Raw genomic sequence first — 21,558 nt, forward strand, 5'->3', positions numbered from 1 at the left:
TCGGTCGCGACCTCGGCGGCGAGGGCGAAGACGCGGTCGATCCGGTCCAGCGCCCGGTCGAGCAGGTCGACGGCCGCGTCCGGTCGGGCGGTGCGGGAAGGCACGGGGTCTCTTCATCGTTCGGTGGCCCTCTACTGTGGACCGTGGTGGCATTTCAGTGAAGGGTCACCGCGCCGTGGTGTTTCCGCCGCCGCGGCGGTCAACGGGTCGATCACGCCGGAGGCCTGCCATGCGCTGGGACAGCGGCGGGCGGCCGGCCGGGGTTAAATGGTGCCTATGTGGACTAGAAGGCTCACAGCAGTACTCGGCGCGGCCGCGCTGGCCCTTGTCGCGCACGCCGCGCCGGCCAATGCCATCGCCAACGGTGAGGAAGTGCCGATCGGCAAGTACCGGTTCTCGGTCAAGCTGACCATGACCGGTATCCCCACGGCCGACGGCGGGCGCCGCAACAGCGCCTGCTCCGGCTCGCTGATCGCGCCCGACTGGGTCCTGACCGCCGGGCACTGCTTCCGCGACGTCAACGGGGTGCGGGTGGAGCGGCCGGTGGCCGACCTCACCACCGCGACGGTCGGCCGCACCGACCTGGAGGGCACCGGCGGCCACGTCGCCACCGTGATCGCGGTGCGGCAGTCCCCCACCAACGACGTGGCACTGGCGAAGATCGACAAGCGGATCACCGACATTAGGCCGCTGTGGCTGAGCCGCACCGCACCCGAGGTCGGCGACGTGCTGCGGCTCACCGGCTACGGCTCGATCACCAGCCAGAACCCCACCCCGTCGACCCGGCTGCGCACCGGACAGCTCCAGGTCACGACGGTGAACGCCGCGACGCTTGGCATGACCGGCTACGCGCCGCAGCGGGACACCACTCCCTGCCCGTACGACTCAGGCGGCCCGTTCTTCTCCGAGCGCCTCCCCGGCCGTCCGCTCCTGGTAGCGATCGTCAACAGCGGGCCGAGCTGCCCCCATGTGCTGGACGAGACCACCGCCCGGATCGACGTGATCGTGCCCTGGATCCACAGCACGATCGGTTACTACCCGCGCTGACCCCGCGGATCATCCGCTAGTGGATCACCCGTCGGCCGGCCGGCGCTACCTCTACCGAAGCTCCGGCCGGCGCACCTGATCTGCTCGAGGCGGTGTTCGCCGCCCACCACCGGGTGCTGCGACGCTGGCTGCGCCAAGAGGGCCACGGACTATCGGTGTTCGCCCAGGGTGTCTCCGGGTTTGGCCAGCTCGTGCTGGTAGGCGAACACGACCAGCTGGGCGCGGTCGCGGGCGTTCAGCTTGATCATTGTGCGGTTGATGTGCGTCTTGACCGTGAGCGGCGACAGGTGCAGGCGTTCGGCGATGTCGCCATTGGACAGTCCATGTGCGACCAGCAGCAGGATCTCCATCTCCCGGTCGGTGACGAGCGCGAGCTCCGGCGGGTGCCGCGCGGGCGGGCGGATGTGGTGGATCAGGCGGCCGATCAGGCCGCTGGTGGCGCGGGGCGACAGCAGCGCCTCGCCGTCGGCGACGACCCGGATGGCGTTGACCAGGTCGCCGGGGGCCACGTTTTTGCCCAGGAAGCCGCTCGCGCCGGCCTGTAAGGCGTAGATGACGTTGTCGTCGTTGTCGAACGTGGTCAGCACCAGCACGCGCACGCCGGCGAGGCGCTCGTCGGCGCCGATGCGGCGGGTCGCCTCGATGCCGTCGAGGTGCGGCATGCGGATGTCCATCAGGACCACGTCGACCCGGCCGGTGTAGCACAGATCGACGGCTTCGCGGCCGTCGGCGGCCTCCCCCACGACCTCCATCTCCGGCGCGGCGTCAATGATCATTTTGAACCCGGCGCGGATGAGCGCCTGGTCGTCGGCGAGCAGCACACGGATGGTCACGTCAGGCTTTCCTTTGCGGCGGCTGGAGAGGAGACAAGGTTCGGCGGATTGAGCCGATTGACCGCCCGGCTGCCGGTGGGCAGCTCGGCGCGGACCCGGAACAGGCCGCCTTCGACGAGGCCGGCGGTGATCGTGCCGTGCGCGGCCGTGGCGCGCTCGCGCATGCCGAGAAGCCCAAACTCCGAACCGGAGCGGCGGCTGCCGGACTCGGCGACCCGGTTGGTGACCTCGATGCACACGGTGTCCGCGGTGTACTCGATGTCGAGGGTGGCGCTGCCGTCGCCGTAGCGGTGCGCGTTCGTCAGCGCCTCCTGCGCGATCCGGTACGCGGCCAGGCTCACCACCGCCGGCAACGGCCGGGGCTCACCACGCTGCTCGCACCGCACCGAGAAGCCCACGGAGCCTAGCCCGTCCAGCAGGTCCCGCAGGCGTTCCACCCCGGGCGCCGGCTCGACGCTGCGCACCTCGTCCGGGTCGCGCAGCACGCTGATCACCGACTTGAGCTCCTCCAGGACGGCGTCCGCGGCCGTGCGGATGTTCGCGAGCACCGGCCACACCTTGTCCGGCTCGGCGCGCAGCACGTGGTCGGCCGCGCCGGCGTGCACGCTGATGACCGCGATGTGGTGGGCGACGACGTCATGCAGCTCCCGGGCGATGCGCAGCCGCTCGTCCATCACCCGGCGGCGGGCCTCCTCCTCGCGGGTCACCTCCGCCTGCCGGGCACGCTCGGTCACCTCCGCGATGTACGCCTGGCGCATCCGGATCGAGTCTCCGACGCCGGCACCGCCGAGGATGAACGCGAACGGGCCGAACTGCTCCGCGTTCCACCATTCGCTGGGCTGGTGCACTACCGTGCCGGCGACCATGAGCGAGCCCCACACGAAGAAGGCGTAGAGCCAGGGCCGGCGACGCGGGCTGTACAGCGCGGCCGAGTACGCCATCATGCCGGCGACGACGAACAGCCCGTCCGGCGGCCGGCCCAGCGCGATGACGAGGATGGCGACGGCGGTGCCGGCCAGGAAGACCGGCACGGGATACCGCCGGCGCGCCAGGAGCAGCAGGGCGTACAGCACCGCCAGCAGCGTCGGTCCACTGTGTACCGCCGGGTTGCCCACGAACAGCACGACCAGTACTCCGGAGGCGGCCAGCACCACGTCGCCCAGCGGGCCGCGATACCTGTCGACGTACAGGCGCATCTGCTGGTGGCGCACCATGGACATGATCACACGGTAGAACGCCGAGCCGGTTCCTATCGACCTGTTCCCGTGGTATCGGGGGCCGTGAACTTACTGCGTTCGCAGTACGTCGTCGCCTGCGCTGACAGGACGACGCACCAGCGGCGCCTCCGCCATCGTTGAGATCAAGAATGGACGGAGGATGGTCGTGGCAATCCTGTTGTACCGGCTTGGAAGGTTCTCGTTCCGGCGCCGCTGGCTGACCCTGTTCACGTGGGTGATCGTGCTGGCCTCGTTCGGCTTCGGGGCGGCGAGCCTGTCCGGACCGACCAGTGACGCCGTGTCCATTCCCGGCACCGAGTCGTGGCGGGCGAGGGATGTACTGGCGGAGAAGTTCGGCCCGGAGGTCAACGGGGCCTCGGCCCGGGTCGTGTTCACCGCCTCCGGCGACGCCACGCTGACCGGCGCGGACCAGAAGGCCGCTGTCCAGGCAACGGTCGCCGCGCTAAGGGAGGCATCGCAGGTCACGGCGGTTGCCGACCCGTACGAGGCCGGGATGGTCACACCTGACGGGAAGACCGCCTACGCCACCGTTTCCTACCCGGTCGCCGCACCCGATGTGAGCCCCGCGTCCCGTGAGGCACTTCTCGCGGCCGGTGACACCGCACGACAGGCCGGCATCGGCGTCGACTACTCCGGGGAGGTCACCGCGGAGTCCGAAGCCTCCAGTGCCGCCGAAGCGCTCGGCATCGTCGTGGCCGCCGCTGTCTTGCTGATCACCTTCGGCGCGCTCGCGGCCGCCGGCCTGCCGCTGCTGACCGCGCTCGCGGGCGTCGCCATCGGCACGCTCGGCATCAGCATCGCCACCGGCTTCCTCGACCTGTCTTCAAACGCCGCCGCCCTGGCCACCATGCTCGGGCTGGCCGTCGGCATCGACTACGCGCTGTTCGTCCTGTCGCGCTACCGGCACGAGCTCGCCGCCGGCCACGACGGAGAAGAGGCCGCCGGCCGCGCTGTCGGCACCGCCGGATCCGCCGTCGTCTTCGCCGGCCTGACCGTCATCATCGCCCTGGCCGCGCTCACCGTGGTCGGCATCCCGTTCCTGGCCGCCATGGGCATCGCGGCCGCCGGCACCGTCGCCGTGGCCGTCGTGATCAGCCTGTCCCTGCTACCTGCCCTGCTCGGCTTCGCCGGCCGCAAAGTCGTCCTGCCCAGGGCACAGCGCCGTGGCATCGCCAAGCACGAGGGGCCAACTAGGACCCCGTTCGGCCAGCGCTGGGCCCGCACCGTCGTCACGTACCGCGTCCCGGCCCTGATCCTGTCCGTCGTCGCGGTCGGCGCCGTGGCGATCCCGACGCTCGACCTACGTCTGGCGCTGCCCGACGAAAGCACCGCGTCCCCCGGGTCCACCCAGCGCAAGGCATACGACCAACTCGCCGGAGCCTTCGGACCCGGCGTCAACGGCCCCCTGATAATCGTGGTTCAGGCCGCCCCCGGCGCGGCCACGGCAGCGGGCGAACAGGCACAGAAGATCATTTCGGGGACCGGGAACATCGTGCTCGTAACCGCCCCCACGCCAAACCGGGCCGGGGACACCGCCATCCTCCGGATCATCCCCGGCACCGGTCCCACCAGCGAGGAAACCAAGGAGCTCGTACACGACATCCGCGCTCAGCAAGCGCGCTTCACCGCAGCCACCGGCGGCGCGACGCTGGCCGTCACCGGCCGCACCGCGATCGACATCGACGTGTCGGAGAAATCAACAACGCGCTGCTGCCGTACCTGGCCGTGGTGGTCGGCCTCGCGCTCATCCTGCTGATGCTGGTGTTCCGCAGCATCCTGGTGCCGATCAAGGCGACGCTGGGCTTCCTGCTGTCGGTGGCCGCCTCGTTCGGCGCCCTGGTCTTCATCTTCCAGCAAGGCCACCTCGCCGGCCCGCTCGGCATCGAGTCGACCGGCCCGATCATCAGCTTCGTCCCGATCTTCCTGGTCGGTGTCCTCTTCGGACTCGCCATGGACTACGAGGTCTTCCTGGTCACCCGCGCCCGCGAGGACTTCGTACACGGCGCCACCCCGAACGACGCGATCATCTCCAGCATGCGGCACAACGCGCGGGTCGTCACCGCCGCAGCACTGATCATGACCAGCGTCTTCGCCGGCTTTATCCTCGCCGAAGACCCCATCGTCAAGTCGCTAGGATTCGCCCTCGCGTTCGGCGTCGCCGTCGACGCCCTGCTGGTCCGCATGACCATCGTGCCGGCCGTGCTGTCGCTGCTCGGCAGATCGGCGTGGTGGCTGCCGAAGTGGCTGGACAGGATCCTGCCGAACGTCGACGTCGAAGGAGACCGGCTGGCCAAGCGGCTCGCCGCCGTGAAGTCTCATCCGCGAGCCGACCACCTGGCCAAAACTCAGGCCCGAAGCGGCATGGGGTAGGTCGGCTTATGTTGGGCTCGCCTCGCAATCGAGGCGTTGACCGTGAAGGCCGCCGCCGAACTGCGCGTGATGCCACCGAGCGCGCCGACTGACATTCGTCGGGCGACAGGAGGCACGGTCAGTGGCGTGATTAGGGCCGGCGACGGTTTCCCACGACTGCGACGGACCGCGCGTGGGCGGGAGCGCGGTGACCGTCCACATACGCATCGAGGGTGCTGACTGCCATGGGCAGGTGGACCAGGTCCGGTCGCGCGATTTGGTCGAGCACCTCCTGACAGTCCTGCGCCACAGCGCGTCCCTCGACCACGCCGGCGCAAGCCGCCACGCCTGGCGTGATGACCGACGCGCACCGGCCTGCCAGGTGGCAGCGCGGCGGCAGGGTCGCGCCCCGGCAGTTGGCCGGCAGTTTCACGCGCGGCGGGGCTGACGCAGGTCGGTCCAACGCAGGCTTGGCAACGCATCGAGCCAAGCATCGGAGGTCGGACCAGTGAACGGCACCGCGAACGCCGAGCCGGTCGACGAGTTGCGATCGGTCCTGGGCCGGCTGGACGAGGTGCTTGCCGCGGCGGTGGTCCAAGCGGAGGCGGCCTTCGCCGGCCGCGGCCCGGACCCGTACCGCGGCCTCTATGTCGACGGTCCGGAGGTTCGCCGGTTGCTGGTGCGGGAGCCGGGCGAACCTCCGCTCGGTCCGGTCGGCGAACACGGTGGGCTGGCGGTGGCACCCGGGCCGGTGCTGCGGCGGATGCTGGACGGCTTCGACCTGACCCCATTCGACCTGGACCTTGTCGTCATCGCGCTGGCCCCGGAGTTCGACCTCAAGTACGAACGGCTGTTCGGATACCTCCAGGACGACGTGACCCGCCGGCGCCCGACCGTGGACCTGGCGTTGAACCTGTTGTGCGGCACCGCCGGCGAGAAGCTGGGCCGCCGGGCGCACCTGGCCCCGGACGCGCCGCTGCGCCGGCACGGGCTGGTCGGCCTCACCTACGACCCGGGCCTGCCGGAACCGCCGCTGCTGGCGCACAGCCTGCGACCGGCGCCTGAGCTGGTCTGGCTGCTGTGCGGCGGAGCTGGCCCGGCCAGCGGCCACCGGTTGCTGACGCCGGCCGCGGTGCCCCCTGCGACCACCGCGGCGATCGGCGCGGGTGACCCGCTGGCGCCGGCCGTGGCCGCACTCGGCGCGAGCCGGAAGGGCGAGCCAGCGCCCCGGCTGTACCTGCGTGGACCGTCCCGGGTCGCGGCTCGCGATGCGGTGCACCGGCTGGCTGGCGTGCTCGGACTGCCGGTGGTGGACCTGGACGTCGAGGCCGCGCTCGACGTACCCGCCGCGCTGACCGACCGGCTGGACGCGGCGCTGCGCGAGGCGGGTTTGCGCGCGGCGATGGTGTGCCTGTCCGGCTTCGACGCCTTGCTCGCGGCGACCGGTGACGGCCTGCCGGGGCTGCGCCAGGCGGTGCTGAGCGCGGTGGCGGGCTGCCGCCGCCCGGTCGTGTTCGCCGGTACCCGCCGGTGGACCGTGGTCGACGAAATCGCGACGCCGGTGGTCGAGGTGACGGTGCCGCTGCCGGACTTCGAGACCCGGCAGTCCTGCTGGACAACGCGGTTGCGCGCGGTCGGCGCCGAACTCGCCGCGGCGGACATCCGGGCGCTGGCCGGGCGGTTCCGGTTCACCGCCGACCAGATCGAGCGCACGGTCGCCGCTGCCGCCTACGCCGCCACGCTGCGCGACGGGGCTCCCCCGCACCGCGCCGACCTGTTCGCGGCCGCCCGGGCCGGATCCGGGCCGGGCCTCGCGAACCTTGCCGTTCGCGTGCGGCCCACGTACCGATGGGATGACCTCGTCCTGCCCGCCGACCGGCTCGCGCAACTACGCGAGGTGTGCCAGCACGTCGAGTGGCGGCACACGGTATTCGACCGGTGGGGGTTCGACCGGCGGCTGTCCCTGGGCAAGGGGCTCACCGTCCTGTTCGCCGGCCCGTCCGGCACCGGGAAGACGATGGCGGCCGAGGTGATCGCCAACGAGCTTGGCCTCGACCTGTACAAGATCGATCTCTCGCAGGTCATCAGCAAGTACATCGGCGAGACGGAGCAGCGGCTGGAGCGGATCTTCGTGGCCGCGCAGGAGAGCAACGCGATCCTGTTCTTCGACGAAGCCGACGCGATCTTCGGCAAGCGGTCGGAGGTCCGCGACGCGCACGACCGCTACGCCAACATCGAGACGTCGTACCTGTTGCAGCGCATGGAGGCGTACGAGGGGACCACGATCCTCGCCACCAACCTGCGCCGCAACCTCGACGAGGCGTTCCTGCGCCGGCTGTCGTTCGCGGTGGATTTCCCGCATCCGGGCGCGGCGCAGCGCTTGGAGATCTGGCGGAAAGTGTGGCCGGCCGAGGCGCCCCGCGAGGCCGGGCTGGACCTGGCGTTCATGGCCCAGCAGTTCGAGCTGCCCGGCGGGCACATCCGCAACGTGGCCCTGAACGCGGCCTTCCTCGCCGCGGCCAACGGCGGCGTGGTCGCCATGCCGCACCTGCTCGCGGCCACCCAGCGGGAGTACCAGAAGCTCGGCCGGCTGTGCGTGGCCGAGGACTTCGGACCGTACCAGGAGATGGCGGCGGAAGGCGGGTTGGCGTGATCCGGGACCTCGACGCCGCGCTGCGACGGATGTTCGCCGGGGAGGCAGTGCCCGGTTCGGAGCTGGCCAACGCGCCGGTCTCCTTCGCCGTGCCCGACCAGCGCTGGCGCGGCACCGGCACCGGCCTCGCGCTCAACGCCTACCTGTTCCGGGTCGGCGAGAACCGGGCCCTTCGGTCCAACGAACGGTTCACCCGGTTGGACGGAGGCGTCATGCTCGTCGATGGGCCGCCGGCTCGGGTGGACTGCTCGTACCTGATCACGGCCTGGAACAAGGGCCAGCCAATCAGCGGCGCGGACCTGGAGGACCAGGAACACCGGCTGCTCAGCCAGGCGCTCGACGTGATCCTGCGCAACCCGACCCTCCCGCGCCGGCACCTGACCGGCCTGGTGGCGCAGCACGGGGACCTGCCGCTGATGGCCGCCGAGCCGGACGGCCCGGGCGCCACCGGCGAGTTCTGGTCCGGGCTCGGCACCTACCTGCGGCCCTCGATCACCTGCCGGGTGACCATCGCCCTGCCCGACCGCCCGACCGACGGGGGCCCGCCGGTCAGCACCGTCGAGGTCGGTACCGCCGAAGACCCGGGCCGGCGGTACACCGTCGGCGGCACCGTGCGGCCGGCCGATCCGGACGCCGCGCCGGTGGCCGGCGCCTGGCTGCGGGTCGCCGGTACGGCGCGGATCGCCGTGACCGACGCCGGCGGCCGGTTCGTCCTATCTGGACTGACCGCCGGCGACCACCAGATCGAGGTGCGGGCGGTGGGCTTCCACCCGGCGAGCGCGCCGATCGTGGTCCCGTCGCCGGTCGCCGGCACCGACATCCAACTCCAGCCGCTCTAGGCCAGCACCGTAGGAGAAAACGGCATGCCAAACCTGACCACCCCGGGCGTCTTCATCGAGGAGATCCCGGCCACCGGCCCCATCGCGGGGGTCGGCACCAGCACCGCCGCGTTCATCGGCCCGGCCCTCGTCGGCGACGTGAACGTACCGGTGAAAATCACCAACTGGACCCAGTTCCGGGACACCTTCGGCGACTACATGACCGCGCCCCGCGGCTATCTCGCCCACGCCGTGCGCGGGTTCTTTCTGAACGGCGGCACGGTGTGTTACGTGGTGCGGGTCGGCACCGCTCGGCGAGCCGTGCTGGAGCTCAACGACCGAGGCGGCACGCCCGGAAAGGCGCTGGTGGTGCGGGCCCGCGACGGCAACACCGGCGGGGCGGCCGGCAACGACATCAAGCTGAGGGTCAGCGACGCGCAGATCGTGGACCAGAGCAAGAACGCCCGGGTACGTAAGGCGAGCGCGCCGATCACCGGTGCCGCCAACGACACGGTCACGCTCCAGAACGCCGCCGACGCGGGCCAGTTCCGGCCCGGCGACGTGGTCACCGTGGGCACCGGCACCGACCGGTTCCCGATCTCCCGGATCACCGGAGCCACTCTGGTCCTCGAATCCGTCCTCGGCACGCCCTCCGGCGCCGGCACCGTACGCATCGCCAACCTGGTGCCCGGGCAGAAGACGTTCCGCGTCGAGAACCGGACGGGCATCCAGCCGGGCAGTGCGGTGCGCCTGGCACAGGGCACGACCCAGGAGGACGCCGTCGCCACCGCGGTGGACGGCGAGTTCGTCACCTTCGCCGCCGGACTAACCAAGGGCTACAACCTCGCCGGTACCGACAACGTCGCGGTGACCACGTCGGAGTTCACCCTCGCGGTCACCTTCCAAGGCGTCACCGAGACGTTCCCGAACCTGGCGATGGACCCGCGGCACAACCGGTACGTCATCCGCACCGTCGAGTCCGCCTTCGTCGACGTGAGCCTGCCGGACGTGCCCAGCGTGCAGCCGCCGCCGACGAACCGGCCCGCGGTGGTCACCGACGTGAGCCTCGCCGGCGGTACGGCCGACACTCCGGCCGCGGTCACCGTGGAGGACTACGCGGCCGCCCTCGCCGCGCTGGAGCGGGTCGACGACATCAACGTCGTGTGCGTCCCCGGGCGGACGGACCCCGCGGTACAGCAGGCGGTGATCAACCACTGCGAGCGGATGGCGGACCGGTTCGCGATCCTGGACTCCGCGCCCAAGGCCGGGCTGTCCGGCTCCGGCAGCGTCCTGGAGCAGCGCGCCGGGATCGGTTCCAGCCGCGGCTATGCGGCGCTGTACTACCCCTGGCTGTCGATCAGCGACCCGAGCGGCTCCGGTGCGCAGACCCTGCTCGTCCCGCCGTCGGGGCACCTGGCCGGCGTGTACGCCCGCAGCGACGGCAGCCGCGGCGTGCATCGGGCCCCGGCCAACGAGACGATCGCCGGCGCGCTCGGGTTGGAGCGGGTACTCAGCGACGCCGACCAGGGCGAGCTGAACATCGAGGGCGTCAACGTGCTGCGCGTGTTCGGCGGCGGCCAGCCCCAGGTGTGGGGTGCGCGCACCACTGCGCCGAGGGACGAGACCGCCTGGCGCTATGTCAACGTGCGCCGGCTGTTCCTGTTCATGGAGGAGTCCATCCAGGAGGGCATCCGCTGGGCGGTGTTCGAGCCGAACAACGAGTCGCTGTGGAAGCGCCTGGACCGGACCATCACCGACTTCCTCACCCGGGTGTGGAGCTCCGGCGCGCTGTTCGGCGCCAGCCCGGAGGAGGCGTTCTACGTCAAGATCGACAGTGAGAACAACCCGCCGTCGCTGCGCGAACTGGGCCAGATCGTCATCGAGATCGGCGTCAACGTGGTGCGCCCGGCCGAGTTCGTCGTCGTCCGCATCGGCATGTGGCCGGGCGGCGCGCAGGTCACCGAGGGATGACAAGACCGCTAGCAGGCAGGGAGAGCAGACAACCATGGCGCAGACCGGTGCCCGAGTCGACCCGTACGTCAACTTCAACTTCCTCGTCGAGATCGACGGGATCACCCAGGCGAGCTTTCGCGAGTGCGCCGGGCTCGACGCCACGACCGAGGTCATCGAGACCCGCGAGGGCGGCGACAACGCCGGCGTACGCAAGCTTCCCGGCAAGACGACGTTCACCGACATCACGCTCAAGTGGGGGCTGACCGACTCCGACGAGCTGTGGGCCTGGCGGCAGCAGGTGATCGACGGCAACGTCCAGCGCAAGAACGGGTCGGTGATCGTGTACGACCTGGCCAACCGCCGCGAGGTGGTGCGGTGGAACTTCGTCAACGCCTGGCCGCACAAGTGGGAGGGCCCGCAGCTCAACGCCGGTGGCAACGAGGTGGCCATCGAGACGCTGATCCTCGCGCACGAGGGGGTAAAGCGTGTCCGCCGTTGATCAGCAGCCGCTGCTGACCGAGCACGAGTTCGAGCTGCCGGTCGGGTACCTGGACGAGACCGGCACGCTGCACCGGACCGGGGTGATGCGGCTGGCCACCGCGGCCGACGAGATCCTGCCGATGAAGGACCCGCGGGTGCACAACCTGCCGGCGTACCTCATCGTGATCCTGCTTTCCCGGGTGGTCCGGCGGATCGGGTCGGTCACCCAGGTCAACCCGGCCGTGATCGAAGGGCTGTTCTCACCGGACCTGGCCTACCTCCAGGAGATGTACAACCGGATCAACGGCCTGGCCCCGGAACCCGGCCCGAGCCGGTGCCCCCGCTGTGCCCTGGACCTCGACCCGGCGCCGCCGGGGGGATCCTCGGCTACCCCCTGACGCGGGTCTACCAGGAGGTGGCCCTGCTCGGACAGCGCGTCCACTGGACCCACCACGAACTGATGAACCTCGACCACACCGAGCGCCGGCGGTGGCTGGCCACCGTGCTCGAACTGGAGGAGACGACGTGAGAACCCTCGGCGCGCGCCTTGCCATACAGGCGCGGCGGCTGATGGGCCGCCCCACCGTGACGATCGGCTGGGTGGAGCGGGCCCGGCCGGTGCTGCGCCGCGCCGCGAACCGACCCGCGGCGACCGCGAGCCGGCTGCGCCGGGTGGAAGCGGACCCACCGGTCGCCTGGGCGCGCCCGGCACACCACGAGCCGCCGCCGGGCGGGCCGACGTGGCCGGCGGAAACCGGCCCGCCGGGGCCGCCGGACGCACCCGCCGCGCCAGGCGCACCGTTGGACGCCGGTGTCCGGGAGCGGTTGCGACCGTACGCCGGCGCCGCCGCCGACCGGTTGCGGGTGCACCGCGGCGCGCCGGCCGAACAGGTGGCGCACCGGCACCAGGCCGCGGCCGTGACCGTCGGCGCAGATGTCTTCTTCGGCCGCGGCCAGTTCCGCCCGCACGAGCCGGCCGGGTTCGCCCTGCTGGTGCACGAGGCGACGCACGTGAGCGAGGCGATGCGGCCCAACGCCGCCTGGCGCAGGGCCACCGCGGCCGGCGCCGCCGCGGAGGAGCACGCGGCGGCGATCCACGAACGCGCCGCGCTGGTCCTGCCGGCCGCTGGCCCCCGCCCACCCGAGGCGGCGGACCGGGCGGTCCGGCCCAGCGGTCCCACCTCGACGGCACCGGTGCCCGCACCGGTCGCGCCCGCACCGTCGGCCGCGCCGACGCCGCGGCCGATGGCCGCGCCGCTGCGCCGCGAGCCGCACCGGCCGGCCGAGCCGAGCCCCGCGCGCACCGGCGGCCCGGCCCCAGCCGTGCCGCAGGACCTGCGCTACCAACTACGGATCGAGTGGGAGCGGGGCGGATAGCCGATGGCCGTACAGCTGACCAGAGCCTTCATCGTCAACACCCGCTCCGGCGAACACATCCCGGTGATGTACAACCCGGAGGAGTACCGGATCGAGCAGGGCAACGAGATCGCCGAGATCGGCGTGCCAGGCCTCGCGACCCCGCCGATCCAGTACGTGCGCGGCCGCGCCCGCACGCTGAACCTGGAGCTGTTTTTCGACACCTACGAACGGCGCACCGACGTCCGCGAGCACACCCGGCGCATCGTCGGCCTGCTCGACCCCGAGCCGCGCACGTTCGCGCCGCCGGTGCTGCTGTTCGTGATGGGCCGGTTCTCGTTCGAATGCGTGCTGGCGCAGGCCGACCAGCACATGTCGATGTTCCTGCCGGACGGCACCCCGGTGCGGGCCCGGCTCGTGGTGCGGTTCCAGGAGTACGCCCGGGTGGAGACCGAGGTGCGCGGCGGGCTGTTTCTCGCACCGCCCACGCTGCACCGGCTCAGCGACGGCGACACCCTGTCCGGCCTGGCCGGGATCTACCTCGGCGACCCGGGCCGCTGGCGGGAGATCGCCGACCACAACGACATCGCCGACCCGCTGCGGCTGCCGCCGGGCCAGCCGGTGGTCATCCCCACCGGAGACCCCCGATGACGGCCGGCCTCGCCCCCCGGGCCCGGATCGTGGTCAGCGGCGTCACCCTCGCCGCCGAGGTGAGCCGGCACGTGCTCAGCGTCCAGTACGACAACAACCTGGACCTGGCCGACATGTTCACCATCGTGCTGGACAACGCCGGCAACCGGTTCACCGACTCGCCGCTGTTCGACCTCGGCAAGAGCGTGGAGATCCACCTCGGGTACGGCGACGACCTGCACCCGATGATGCTCGGCGAGATCACCGCCTTGCAGCCTTCGTTTCCCCAGTCCGGAGCCCCGACGCTGACAGTGTCCGGCTACGACCGGTCGCACCGGCTGCGGCACGACGTGCCGGACCGGCCGGCGTTCAAGTTCATGAACGACAGCATGATCGCGGCTCAGATCGCGGTGGAGGCCGGGCTGATCCCGGTGGTCGACCCCTCGCTGTTCTTCCACACCAAGCTGCGCCAGACCGGCACCGACATGGCCCTGCTCAAGGAGCGCGCCCGGGCGAACTTCTTCGAGGTGTACGTGTGGTGGGACCGGCTGTACTTCCGCCTGCCCCGCCCGCAGGCCGGTGAACTGGTCCTGGAATGGGGCCGAAACCTGACCAGCTTCAACCCCCGGCTGTCCTCGGCCGCGTTGGCCGGTATCCAGGTGGTGCGCGGGTACAACGAGGAACTGGCCCAGACCATCGTCGGCGTGATGACCGGTGCCACGGTCGACCTCGACGCGGTGGTCGAGCGGCTGGGCGGTACGGCGCTGGACATGCTGCTCGGCCTCGGCCGCCGCGTGGTGCGGGACAAGCCGGTCAAGTCCCCTGTGGACGCGTTCGCCCTGGCCAAGTCGATCCTCCAGGAGATCCTGGAGGGAATGTACGAGGCGTCCGGGTCCTGCCCCGGACTGCCCGACCTGCGCGCCGACCAGACCGTCGCGGTACGCGGCGTAGGTAGGCGGTTCAGCGGCGGGTACCGGCTGCGGCGGGTCACCCACACCCTCGACGGCGGTGGCTACCGCACCGACTTCGAGGTCACCCAGCGGGCCGCGTCCAGCCTGCTCCAGCTGGTCCGCCGCTCGGTGGTCGACCAGCCCTCGCCCAACCGGCCGGAGCCCTCCCCCGGCGTGGCGATCGGCACGGTGGAGTCGGTCAACCCGCTCACGTACCAGGCCGAGGTCGCCTTTCCGTGGTTTTCCGACAGCGGCGAGACCACGACGGCCGCCTGCGCCACACCGATGGCCGGTGCCGGCAGCGGCGCCTTCTTCCTGCCCGACCCCGGCGACCAGGTCGTCGTCGCGTTCGAGCAGGGCGACTTCGGCCGCCCGGTGGTCATCGGCAGCCTCTGGGACCAGCTACGCGGCAAGCCGGTCACCACGCTGGACGGCACCAACTCGATCCGCCGCATCCGCACCAAGGCCGGGCACACCATCACCCTGGACGACAGCACCGCGGCGGAGCAGATCGTCATCGAGGATCGGGCCGGCAGCACCGTCACCCTCGCAGCCGACGGCACGGTGTCCATCACCGCCATGCGAGACATCGAGTTGAACGCCGCCGGCGAGATCCGGCTCAACGCGATCGACGTCAAGGTCAAGGTCGCCAACCGGATGGACGTGAGCTAGCCGTGGACTTCGTGCTGACCACCGCGAGCGCGGTCGTCTGCGACCACCCCACGCCGGGACACGTCGACACCGCCGGCGCGGCCAGGCTCGTCGTCGCCGGCGCGGAGGTACTGACCCGCGATGGCGTAGCCGGCATGCCCGTGAGCGGCTGCGTGGCGTCCGGAGCCAACACCACCAAGTGCGGGACCGTCCAGACGGTCAGTTCGTTGGGCGCGGCCAAGCTGAGCGTCGGCGGCCAAGCCGTCCTGCTCGGGCTGACCGGCACGACCGACGGCCTCCTCGCCGGTGTCCCGGCGAAGCTGAGCACCACGCCCGCCCAGATCAAGCTCAGCGCGGTCTAGGAGGACCCCGATGGCTTCGGACTTCTACGGGCGCGGCATCGCGCACCCCTTCGGCACCGGCGCGACCGGCGGGATCCGCGAGGCCGCCGACCTGGCCAAGATCGAGCAGTCGATCCGGATCATCCTCGGCACCCAGCACGGCGAACGGTTGATGCGCCCGACCTTCGGCGCCAACCTACGCGGTCTCGCGTTCGCCCCGAACAGCCCGGCCACCGCCAACCTGGCCCGGCACCTCGTCAAGGCGGCGCTCGACGAGTGGGAGCCGCGCATCGACGTGACCGGCGTCGAGGTGGCCCACGACAACGGGCGGGCCGCCCTGTCCATCACCGTCCGGTACCGGGTCAAGGGCGGCCCGGAGACCGGCGAGCTGACCGTACCCGTCCCGCTGGAGCTGTCATGACCGTGCCCGTACCCGACCTCGACGACCGCCGCTGGCAGGACCTGGTGGACGAGGCCCGCGCCCTGATCCCCAAATATGCTCCACAGTGGACCGACCACAATCCGAGCGACCTCGGCATCACGCTCGTCGAGCTGTTCGCCTGGCTGGTCGAGGGCCTCATCTTCCGGCTCAACAAGGTCCCCGACAAGAACTACGCCGCGTTCCTCAACCTGCTCGGCATCACCCGGTCCCCGCGGACCCCCGCCCGGACCCTGCTCACCTTCACCGCGCAGGGCGACCTGCCGGTGCCGGTGCCGGCCGGCACCCAGGCGCAGACCCCGGCCGGCGAGGGCGAGACACCGGTCGGCTTCGAGACCGACGACGCGGTCCGGGTGTTGCCCGCACCGGCGGTGGCACTGAACCTGAGCCTGCCGGCCGCCGGCCAGGGCAGCTACACCAACGTCTCCGACGCGTTCGTCCCGCCGCCGCCGGGCGGCCCGGCCGGAAGCCCGCCACCGGCCGGCGCGACGCTCAGCGTGGCGCCCAACAGCACAGTGCTGCTGTGCCTCGGCTTCGACCGGCCGGTCAGCGGCGACGTCGACCTGTACGTCGAACTGGCCGGCCCGCTGCCGCCCGGCCCGCAACCCGCGGTCGGCTGGCGGTGCTCGGTCGCCACCATCGCGCCGGCACAGTGGCCGGCGGTCACCGTGCGCGCGGACCGCACCGGTGGGTTGCGCCGCGACGGGCGGATCCGGCTGACCGCACCCGCCGGCTGGGCGGCCCAGGCACCGACCAGCTGGGCCGCCGGCGCCGCACCGGTGCGGCCGGCGGCCGGCACCACCCCGGTCACCGGCTCGTACCGCTGGCTCGGAGTCAGCGTGACCAACAGCTCGGCCAACCCGATCCAGGTCGGCCTGCGGTACCTGCTGGCCAACACCGCACCCGCCACCGCGGCCCTCAGCGCCCGCCCGTCCGCGCCGGAGGAGGTCGGCCGCGGCGACGGGACACCGTTCCAGGTGCTGCCCCTGCGCAACCGGCCGCTGTTTCGCCGGCCAGCCACCGACAGCCCGTACGACCACGTCACGGTCCGCGTCGACGACCAGCCGTGGACCCTTGTCGACGACCTGCCGGCCGGACCTGGCAACCACTACCGGCTCGACCCGGTCACCGGCGAGATCAGCTTCGGCAACCACGAACCGACCACCGGCAAGGGCCGCGGCACCGTACCGCCGTCCGGAAGCCGGATAACCGCCAGCTACCGGTACGTGGCCGCCGGCGCCGCCGGCAACGTACCCGCCGGGGCGATCGCCGCGCTCACCGCGCCCGTCCCGGGCATCGTCGCGGTCCGCAACCTGGCGCCGGCACAGGGCGGGGCGGACGAGGAACCCGTCGAGGAGACCAAGCGCCGCGCCCCGCAGGTGCTGCGGCACGGCAACGGCGCGGTCAACGTCGAGGACTACGAGCAGCTCGCCCGCGAGGCGCGGCCGGACCTGGCGGTGGTGCGCTGCCTGCCGCCACGGGTACAGGAGCAGGACAACGGCACCGCCTGGCTGAAGGGCGACCCCTGGCGGTTCGCCTCCCTGCTGCGCGCGCCCGGCAACGTCAACCTCATCGTGGTCCCCGATCTGGGGCCGAAGGTGGACCAGCCGGAGCCGTCCACCGCGCTCGTCCAGGACCTGCTCGCCAGCCTCGACAAGCGCCGGGACCTGGCCACGTACCTGCACGTCACCGGTCCCCGATACCTGCCGATCCAGGTGAGCGTCGACGTCCGGGTGTTCCGGCGGGCCATCGACGACGGGCGGGTCACCGGCCCGGAGGAGGTCGCCAACACGATCCGGCAGCGGATCCAGGCGTTCCTGCACCCGGTGCACGGCGGGCCCGGAGAGCGTGGCTGGCAGGTCGGCCAGAGCGTGTACCTCGCCGAGGTGTACCAGGCGATCCGGCCGGCCGACGACATCGGATACGTGGCCAAGCTGAGCCTGCGGCCGGCGGTTCCGCCGTACCACCTCCCGCCGTACGGACCCGGCGGCGCCTGGACCGCCAACGAACGGCCGCTGCCGCTGCTGCTGGAGACCGACGCGGCGGTCGTGCTGCTGGCCGACTACGAGCTTGTCTGTTTCGGCCAGGCCACCGTGACCGCGCAACCGGAGTGAGGAATCGTGACCGACATCGACACCAGGGGCAGCGGCTACCTGCGGTACCTGCCGCCGGTGCTGTGGGAGGGGCAGGCGGGCGGCTCGCTCGGCGCGGTGCTGCGGGTGTTCGAGAAGATGCTCACCGGCCTGCCCGACGATCACCGCGCCGGCAAGACCGGCGGCCGGGTCGTCCGGCCGGGCAGCATCGCCGAGGCGGTCGACCGGCTGCCCCACCTGTTCGACCCTTGGCGCACGCCGGAGCGGTTTCTGCCCTGGCTCGCCTCCTGGGTCGGGCTGGACCTGCCGCCCAGCTGGGACGAGTACCAGAGACGCAAGGCGATCGCCCAGATCACCCGGGTCTACGCCGACCGCGGGACCGCCATCGGGCTGGCCCGGTACCTGGACCTGTACACGGTCGGCCCGATCCGGCCCCGGATCGCCGTGGACGACTCGGCGAAGGTGCTGTTCGCCCGGCTGCTGCCGGACCAGGCGGCCGGCGTGTCGGCGCTGATCCGGCAAGGGCCGTTCATCCGGCCCGACCGCACCGCCGCGTACCGCGGGTTGGTCACCCCGCAGTGCATCGCGCTGAGCCCGTCCGGCGACCTGCTGGTCGGCGACGGCGGAATGACCGGCACGGCCCAGCCGGTCAAGCCCGGCCTGTGGCGGATCACCCGCAGCGGTGGGTACGCCGACATGGCCGGGGCACCCCCGGCACCGCTGCCGTTGGGCCAGGCCGTACCGGCCGGTCAGCAGCCGTTCCAGCCGGGCCGGCCGGTAGCGGTCGCGGTCGACGCGCGGACCGCGGCGTGGAAGGTGTACCTGTTCGACGCCAACGGCGGCCTGCACCGGCTCACCGCACCGGACCTGCTGGCCACCACGTTGCAGCCGCAGCCGCCGCTGCACGCCGCCGCGGTGTCGATGGCGGTTTCCCCCACCGGGCAGCTGCTGTTGCTGGACCCCTCCGGCGTGACCGTGGTGACCGGGGCGGACACCGGCACCGCCCCGGCCGTACAGCCCCGCCGGCCGCTGGCCACCCCGGGACCGGCCCGGTCGCTGCTGGCCCGGGCCGACGGCGACCTCGTCATCGGGGTGGCCCGCACCTTCGACCCGCCCTCGCCCGCCGAACTGGTCCGGGTGGACCGCCGCTCCGACCCCTGGGGCGAACACCGCCTGCTGGCCGGGCTGCCGGCCGCCGCCAACCCACTGATCGCCCCGGTGGCCATCGTCGAGGAGGACGCCACCCGGCTGCTCGTGCTCGACCTCGGACTGTGGCCGGAACCGACCATCAACGAACCGTTCCGGCACGACTTCGCCGAACACGCCGCGGTGTACCGGGTGGACATCGGGGTCTCGCCGCCCACGGTCACCCGGGTCACCGAGCCCGGCCGGCTGGTCTATCCACAAGGGATGGTCCTGCACGAGGGCACCGTGTACCTCTGCGACCCCGGCGAACCGCACCTGACCGAACGCCGGACGTGGCGCGCGGGCACGCACGAGTTCGGGGTGCTGGTCCACTTCGCCAAGTCACGCGAGCCGGACGTCGGCCGGATTCCCGTACAGAAAATGATCATGCGGGAGATCGACCGGATCGTCGCCGAGCAGAAGCCGGCGACCACCCTTGCCTCGGTGCTGCCCCGCCCGGAACAGGTCAGCGCCCCGGCCCGCAGCACCGCCGCACCGAGCGGCGCCGCCGAACACACAGGAGCCGAACGATGACCGCACAGAACCTGACCCGCACCTCCTACCGCGACGCCAACGGCGACGAACGCGGCGGCGACACGTCCCGGAAGGAGAGCAACTGGGACGTCGAGCAGTACCTCCAGCCGATGGAACGCCTGCACGGCAGCGAGTTGCACGAGTGGGGGGTGGCCTCCGGCCTGCGGGTCACCGCCACCGTCAACCAAGCCGGGGTCACGGTCGCTCCCGGCGTCGCGCTGGACGCGCAGGGCCGGCACCTCTCACTCGCCGCGGGTGGGCAGGCCAGGCTCGACGGGACGACGCTGGCCGACGTCGGACCGGCGGGCGTGACGTTGCCGACGCCACCGGGGCAGTCCGGCGAGTGGTACCTCACGATCGGGTTCGCCGAAACGTTCGACAGCGCGATCCCCGGCGCCCCGCGGGTCGACCACACCCCGCTGCTCCAGCGGTACCGGCCGGCCGACCTGCCCGCCGACGGATCCCGGGTGGTCCTTGCGCGGGTGGTCCTGGACCCCGCCGGCAACGTCGCCGACCTCGGCCGGGAGCAGCGCCGGGGCGCCGGGCTGCCGGCCGAACGGGTGGTGCTGCGCCGGCCGGTCCGCACGGCCAGCGCCGACGGGCTCGCGGTGGAGCAACGCCCCCAGCCGGCGGCCGTACTCCGCGCCCGCGCGGCCGGCGGGCTCGAACTGCGCGTGGAGTCGGCCACCGACGAGGTCGACTTCGGCCGCGACGAGGGCGGCGCCGTGCGCGGCTTCGCCCGGCTGGCGATCACCGCCCAGCAGGTGGTGGCCCGCCGCGACGACGGGACGCCGGCGCTGACCGTCGACGCCGCCGCCGGCAACGTGGTGGTCGGCTCGGCCGGCACCGGACGGGTCGGTGTCGGCACCGCCGCTCCCGACCAGCGGCTGACCGTGGAGGGCACGGCCGGCGCCTACCTCAACGTACGCGCGAAAACCGCCATCGCCGGCGGCCCGGCCGAGATCCTCCTCGGCGCCGACGTCAACGGCGGCATCGTTTCCACGATGACAAACCACGACCTGCGGCTACGGGCCGGCGGCAACGTGACCCGGATGATCGTCAAGAACGACGGCAAGGTGGGCATCGGGACGACCGCACCGGCGTTCCCGCTCGACGTGGCCGGCCGGATCCAGCTCCGCCAGGCCGGGCACGCGTCGGCGGGGCTCTGGCTGCGCCAGGACAGCGCCGGTGCGCTCGGCGCGTTCGTCGGGATGGCCGACAACGACCGGGTCGGCCTGTGGGGTGACGCGGCCGGCTTCGGCCTGACCATGCATACCCGCACCGGCCAGGTCGGCATCGGCGTCCACGCCCCGAACGCCGACGCGCGGCTGGACGTGCGCTCCGCCGAGCCCAGCGGGACGGTCATCGAGGCGACGAACGCGACGCGGGGCGTCGGCGTGTTCGCCAGCGTCCCCGACGGGACGGCCGTGTTCGCGGTCGGCGGTGCGGGCACCGGAGTCATCGCCGGCGGCGAGGTGTTCGCGGCCATCCTGGTCGGCGACGTCAACGTCACCGGCACTGTCAACAAGGCGGCCGGGCGGATCCGCATCGACCACCCGGAGGCGCCGGAGACCCGTACGCTGTCCCACGCGCTGGTGGAAAGCGACGAGCTGAAGACCGTGTACGACGGCGTGGTCGAGCTCGACGCCGGCGGCGCGGCCGAGGTCGAGCTCGCCGGCTGGTGCGACACGCTCAACCGGGAATTCCGCTACCAGCTCACCCCGATCGGCGCGGCGGCCCCCGACCTGCACGTGGCCGAGGAGGTCGCCGGCAACAGGTTCCGGATCGCCGGCGGCCGGGCGGGTATGCGGGTGTGCTGGCAGCTCACCGGCGTCCGGCGAGACCCGTACGCGAAGGCCAACCCCCTGGTCGTGGACGAGGAGAAGCCAGCCGACGAGCAGGGCACCTACCTGCATCCCGACCTGTACGACCAGCCGGCCGAACGGGGCACCGCCTGGCGGCTGACCCGGCGCGCCACTCCCAACCGGTCCACAAAGGAGGGATAGCG

At 72.2% G+C, this 21,558-nt stretch carries 17 protein-coding genes and 1 pseudogene; 16 read left to right on the forward strand and 2 right to left on the reverse strand.

Features of this window, described 5'->3' with window-relative positions; genetic code table 11:
• The first annotated feature begins 276 nt into the window (after positions 1–276).
• Complete coding sequence (locus tag ACTMTJ_RS09655; RefSeq protein WP_441215799.1) at positions 277–1,047, forward strand: S1 family peptidase; 771 nt, start codon at positions 277–279, stop codon at positions 1,045–1,047.
• A 149-nt stretch (positions 1,048–1,196) separates the two neighbouring features.
• Here the strand turns inward: ACTMTJ_RS09655 and ACTMTJ_RS09660 are convergent, their stop codons facing one another.
• Positions 1,197–1,880 carry a response regulator gene (locus ACTMTJ_RS09660; protein WP_441215800.1) on the reverse strand — a complete coding sequence of 228 codons (684 nt, stop codon included), beginning with the start codon at positions 1,878–1,880 and terminating at the stop codon, positions 1,197–1,199.
• A complete protein-coding gene (locus ACTMTJ_RS09665) occupies positions 1,877–3,100 on the reverse strand; it encodes a sensor histidine kinase (protein ID WP_441215801.1) in 1,224 nt (407 codons plus the stop codon). The genes ACTMTJ_RS09660 and ACTMTJ_RS09665 overlap by 4 nt, the downstream gene beginning before the upstream one ends.
• 163 nt (positions 3,101–3,263) lie before the next feature.
• Here ACTMTJ_RS09665 and ACTMTJ_RS09670 point away from each other — a divergent pair.
• The 15 genes and pseudogenes from ACTMTJ_RS09670 to ACTMTJ_RS09740 all read left to right on the forward strand — a co-directional run bounded on the left by ACTMTJ_RS09670 (position 3,264) and on the right by ACTMTJ_RS09740 (position 21,556).
• A pseudogene (locus ACTMTJ_RS09670) lies at positions 3,264–5,488 on the forward strand (MMPL family transporter).
• A 487-nt stretch (positions 5,489–5,975) separates the two neighbouring features.
• A complete protein-coding gene (locus ACTMTJ_RS09675) occupies positions 5,976–8,120 on the forward strand; it encodes an ATP-binding protein (RefSeq protein ID WP_441215802.1) in 2,145 nt (714 codons plus the stop codon).
• Positions 8,117–8,959 (forward strand): Pvc16 family protein, encoded by an 843-nt coding sequence (locus ACTMTJ_RS09680; protein ID WP_441215803.1) that lies wholly within the window; start codon positions 8,117–8,119, stop codon positions 8,957–8,959. The genes ACTMTJ_RS09675 and ACTMTJ_RS09680 overlap by 4 nt, the downstream gene beginning before the upstream one ends.
• 24 nt (positions 8,960–8,983) lie before the next feature.
• Positions 8,984–10,909 carry a phage tail sheath family protein gene (locus tag ACTMTJ_RS09685; protein WP_441215804.1) on the forward strand — a complete coding sequence of 642 codons (1,926 nt, stop codon included), beginning with the start codon at positions 8,984–8,986 and terminating at the stop codon, positions 10,907–10,909.
• Between the two features lie 34 nt (positions 10,910–10,943).
• Positions 10,944–11,390: a phage tail protein gene (locus tag ACTMTJ_RS09690; protein ID WP_441215805.1), complete on the forward strand. Its 447-nt coding sequence runs from the start codon at positions 10,944–10,946 to the stop codon at positions 11,388–11,390.
• Entirely contained in the window at positions 11,377–11,769 is a 393-nt protein-coding gene (locus tag ACTMTJ_RS09695; RefSeq protein WP_441215806.1) for a hypothetical protein, read from the forward strand. The genes ACTMTJ_RS09690 and ACTMTJ_RS09695 overlap by 14 nt, the downstream gene beginning before the upstream one ends.
• Positions 11,706–11,900 (forward strand): DUF6760 family protein, encoded by a 195-nt coding sequence (locus ACTMTJ_RS09700; RefSeq protein ID WP_441215807.1) that lies wholly within the window; start codon positions 11,706–11,708, stop codon positions 11,898–11,900. The genes ACTMTJ_RS09695 and ACTMTJ_RS09700 overlap by 64 nt, the downstream gene beginning before the upstream one ends.
• A complete protein-coding gene (locus ACTMTJ_RS09705) occupies positions 11,897–12,748 on the forward strand; it encodes an eCIS core domain-containing protein (RefSeq protein ID WP_441215808.1) in 852 nt (283 codons plus the stop codon). Before ACTMTJ_RS09700 ends, ACTMTJ_RS09705 begins: the two co-directional genes overlap by 4 nt.
• 3 nt (positions 12,749–12,751) lie before the next feature.
• Positions 12,752–13,378 (forward strand): CIS tube protein, encoded by a 627-nt coding sequence (locus ACTMTJ_RS09710; RefSeq protein ID WP_441215809.1) that lies wholly within the window; start codon positions 12,752–12,754, stop codon positions 13,376–13,378.
• Positions 13,375–14,979: a phage baseplate assembly protein V gene (locus tag ACTMTJ_RS09715; protein ID WP_441215810.1), complete on the forward strand. Its 1,605-nt coding sequence runs from the start codon at positions 13,375–13,377 to the stop codon at positions 14,977–14,979. Before ACTMTJ_RS09710 ends, ACTMTJ_RS09715 begins: the two co-directional genes overlap by 4 nt.
• A gap of 2 nt (positions 14,980–14,981) precedes the next feature.
• The gene (locus ACTMTJ_RS09720) at positions 14,982–15,320 is read left to right on the forward strand and encodes a hypothetical protein (protein ID WP_441215811.1); all 339 of its coding nucleotides are present in this window, start codon (positions 14,982–14,984) and stop codon (positions 15,318–15,320) included.
• 10 nt (positions 15,321–15,330) lie between these two features.
• Complete coding sequence (locus ACTMTJ_RS09725; RefSeq protein ID WP_441215812.1) at positions 15,331–15,720, forward strand: GPW/gp25 family protein; 390 nt, start codon at positions 15,331–15,333, stop codon at positions 15,718–15,720.
• Complete coding sequence (locus ACTMTJ_RS09730; RefSeq protein WP_441215813.1) at positions 15,717–17,852, forward strand: putative baseplate assembly protein; 2,136 nt, start codon at positions 15,717–15,719, stop codon at positions 17,850–17,852. Before ACTMTJ_RS09725 ends, ACTMTJ_RS09730 begins: the two co-directional genes overlap by 4 nt.
• A gap of 6 nt (positions 17,853–17,858) precedes the next feature.
• A complete protein-coding gene (locus ACTMTJ_RS09735) occupies positions 17,859–19,550 on the forward strand; it encodes a phage tail protein (protein WP_441215814.1) in 1,692 nt (563 codons plus the stop codon).
• Positions 19,547–21,556 (forward strand): hypothetical protein, encoded by a 2,010-nt coding sequence (locus ACTMTJ_RS09740; RefSeq protein ID WP_441215815.1) that lies wholly within the window; start codon positions 19,547–19,549, stop codon positions 21,554–21,556. Before ACTMTJ_RS09735 ends, ACTMTJ_RS09740 begins: the two co-directional genes overlap by 4 nt.
• The last annotated feature ends 2 nt before the right edge of the window (positions 21,557–21,558 follow it).

Source organism: Phytohabitans sp. LJ34, from assembly GCF_052068095.1.
GTDB lineage: Bacteria > Actinomycetota > Actinomycetes > Mycobacteriales > Micromonosporaceae > Phytohabitans.

Excerpts from the sequence above, each read along its gene's own strand:
- ACTMTJ_RS09690 (WP_441215805.1), top strand. The coding sequence starts at position 10,944 with ATGGCGCAGACCGGTGCCCGAGTCGACCCGTACGTCAACTTCAACTTC.
- ACTMTJ_RS09685 (WP_441215804.1), top strand. The coding sequence starts at position 8,984 with ATGCCAAACCTGACCACCCCGGGCGTCTTCATCGAGGAGATCCCGGCC.
- ACTMTJ_RS09740 (WP_441215815.1), top strand. The coding sequence starts at position 19,547 with ATGACCGCACAGAACCTGACCCGCACCTCCTACCGCGACGCCAACGGC.
- ACTMTJ_RS09710 (WP_441215809.1), top strand. The coding sequence starts at position 12,752 with ATGGCCGTACAGCTGACCAGAGCCTTCATCGTCAACACCCGCTCCGGC.
- ACTMTJ_RS09655 (WP_441215799.1), top strand. The coding sequence starts at position 277 with ATGTGGACTAGAAGGCTCACAGCAGTACTCGGCGCGGCCGCGCTGGCC.
- ACTMTJ_RS09730 (WP_441215813.1), top strand. The coding sequence starts at position 15,717 with ATGACCGTGCCCGTACCCGACCTCGACGACCGCCGCTGGCAGGACCTG.
- ACTMTJ_RS09715 (WP_441215810.1), top strand. The coding sequence starts at position 13,375 with ATGACGGCCGGCCTCGCCCCCCGGGCCCGGATCGTGGTCAGCGGCGTC.
- ACTMTJ_RS09665 (WP_441215801.1), bottom strand. The coding sequence starts at position 3,100 with ATGTCCATGGTGCGCCACCAGCAGATGCGCCTGTACGTCGACAGGTAT.
- ACTMTJ_RS09725 (WP_441215812.1), top strand. The coding sequence starts at position 15,331 with ATGGCTTCGGACTTCTACGGGCGCGGCATCGCGCACCCCTTCGGCACC.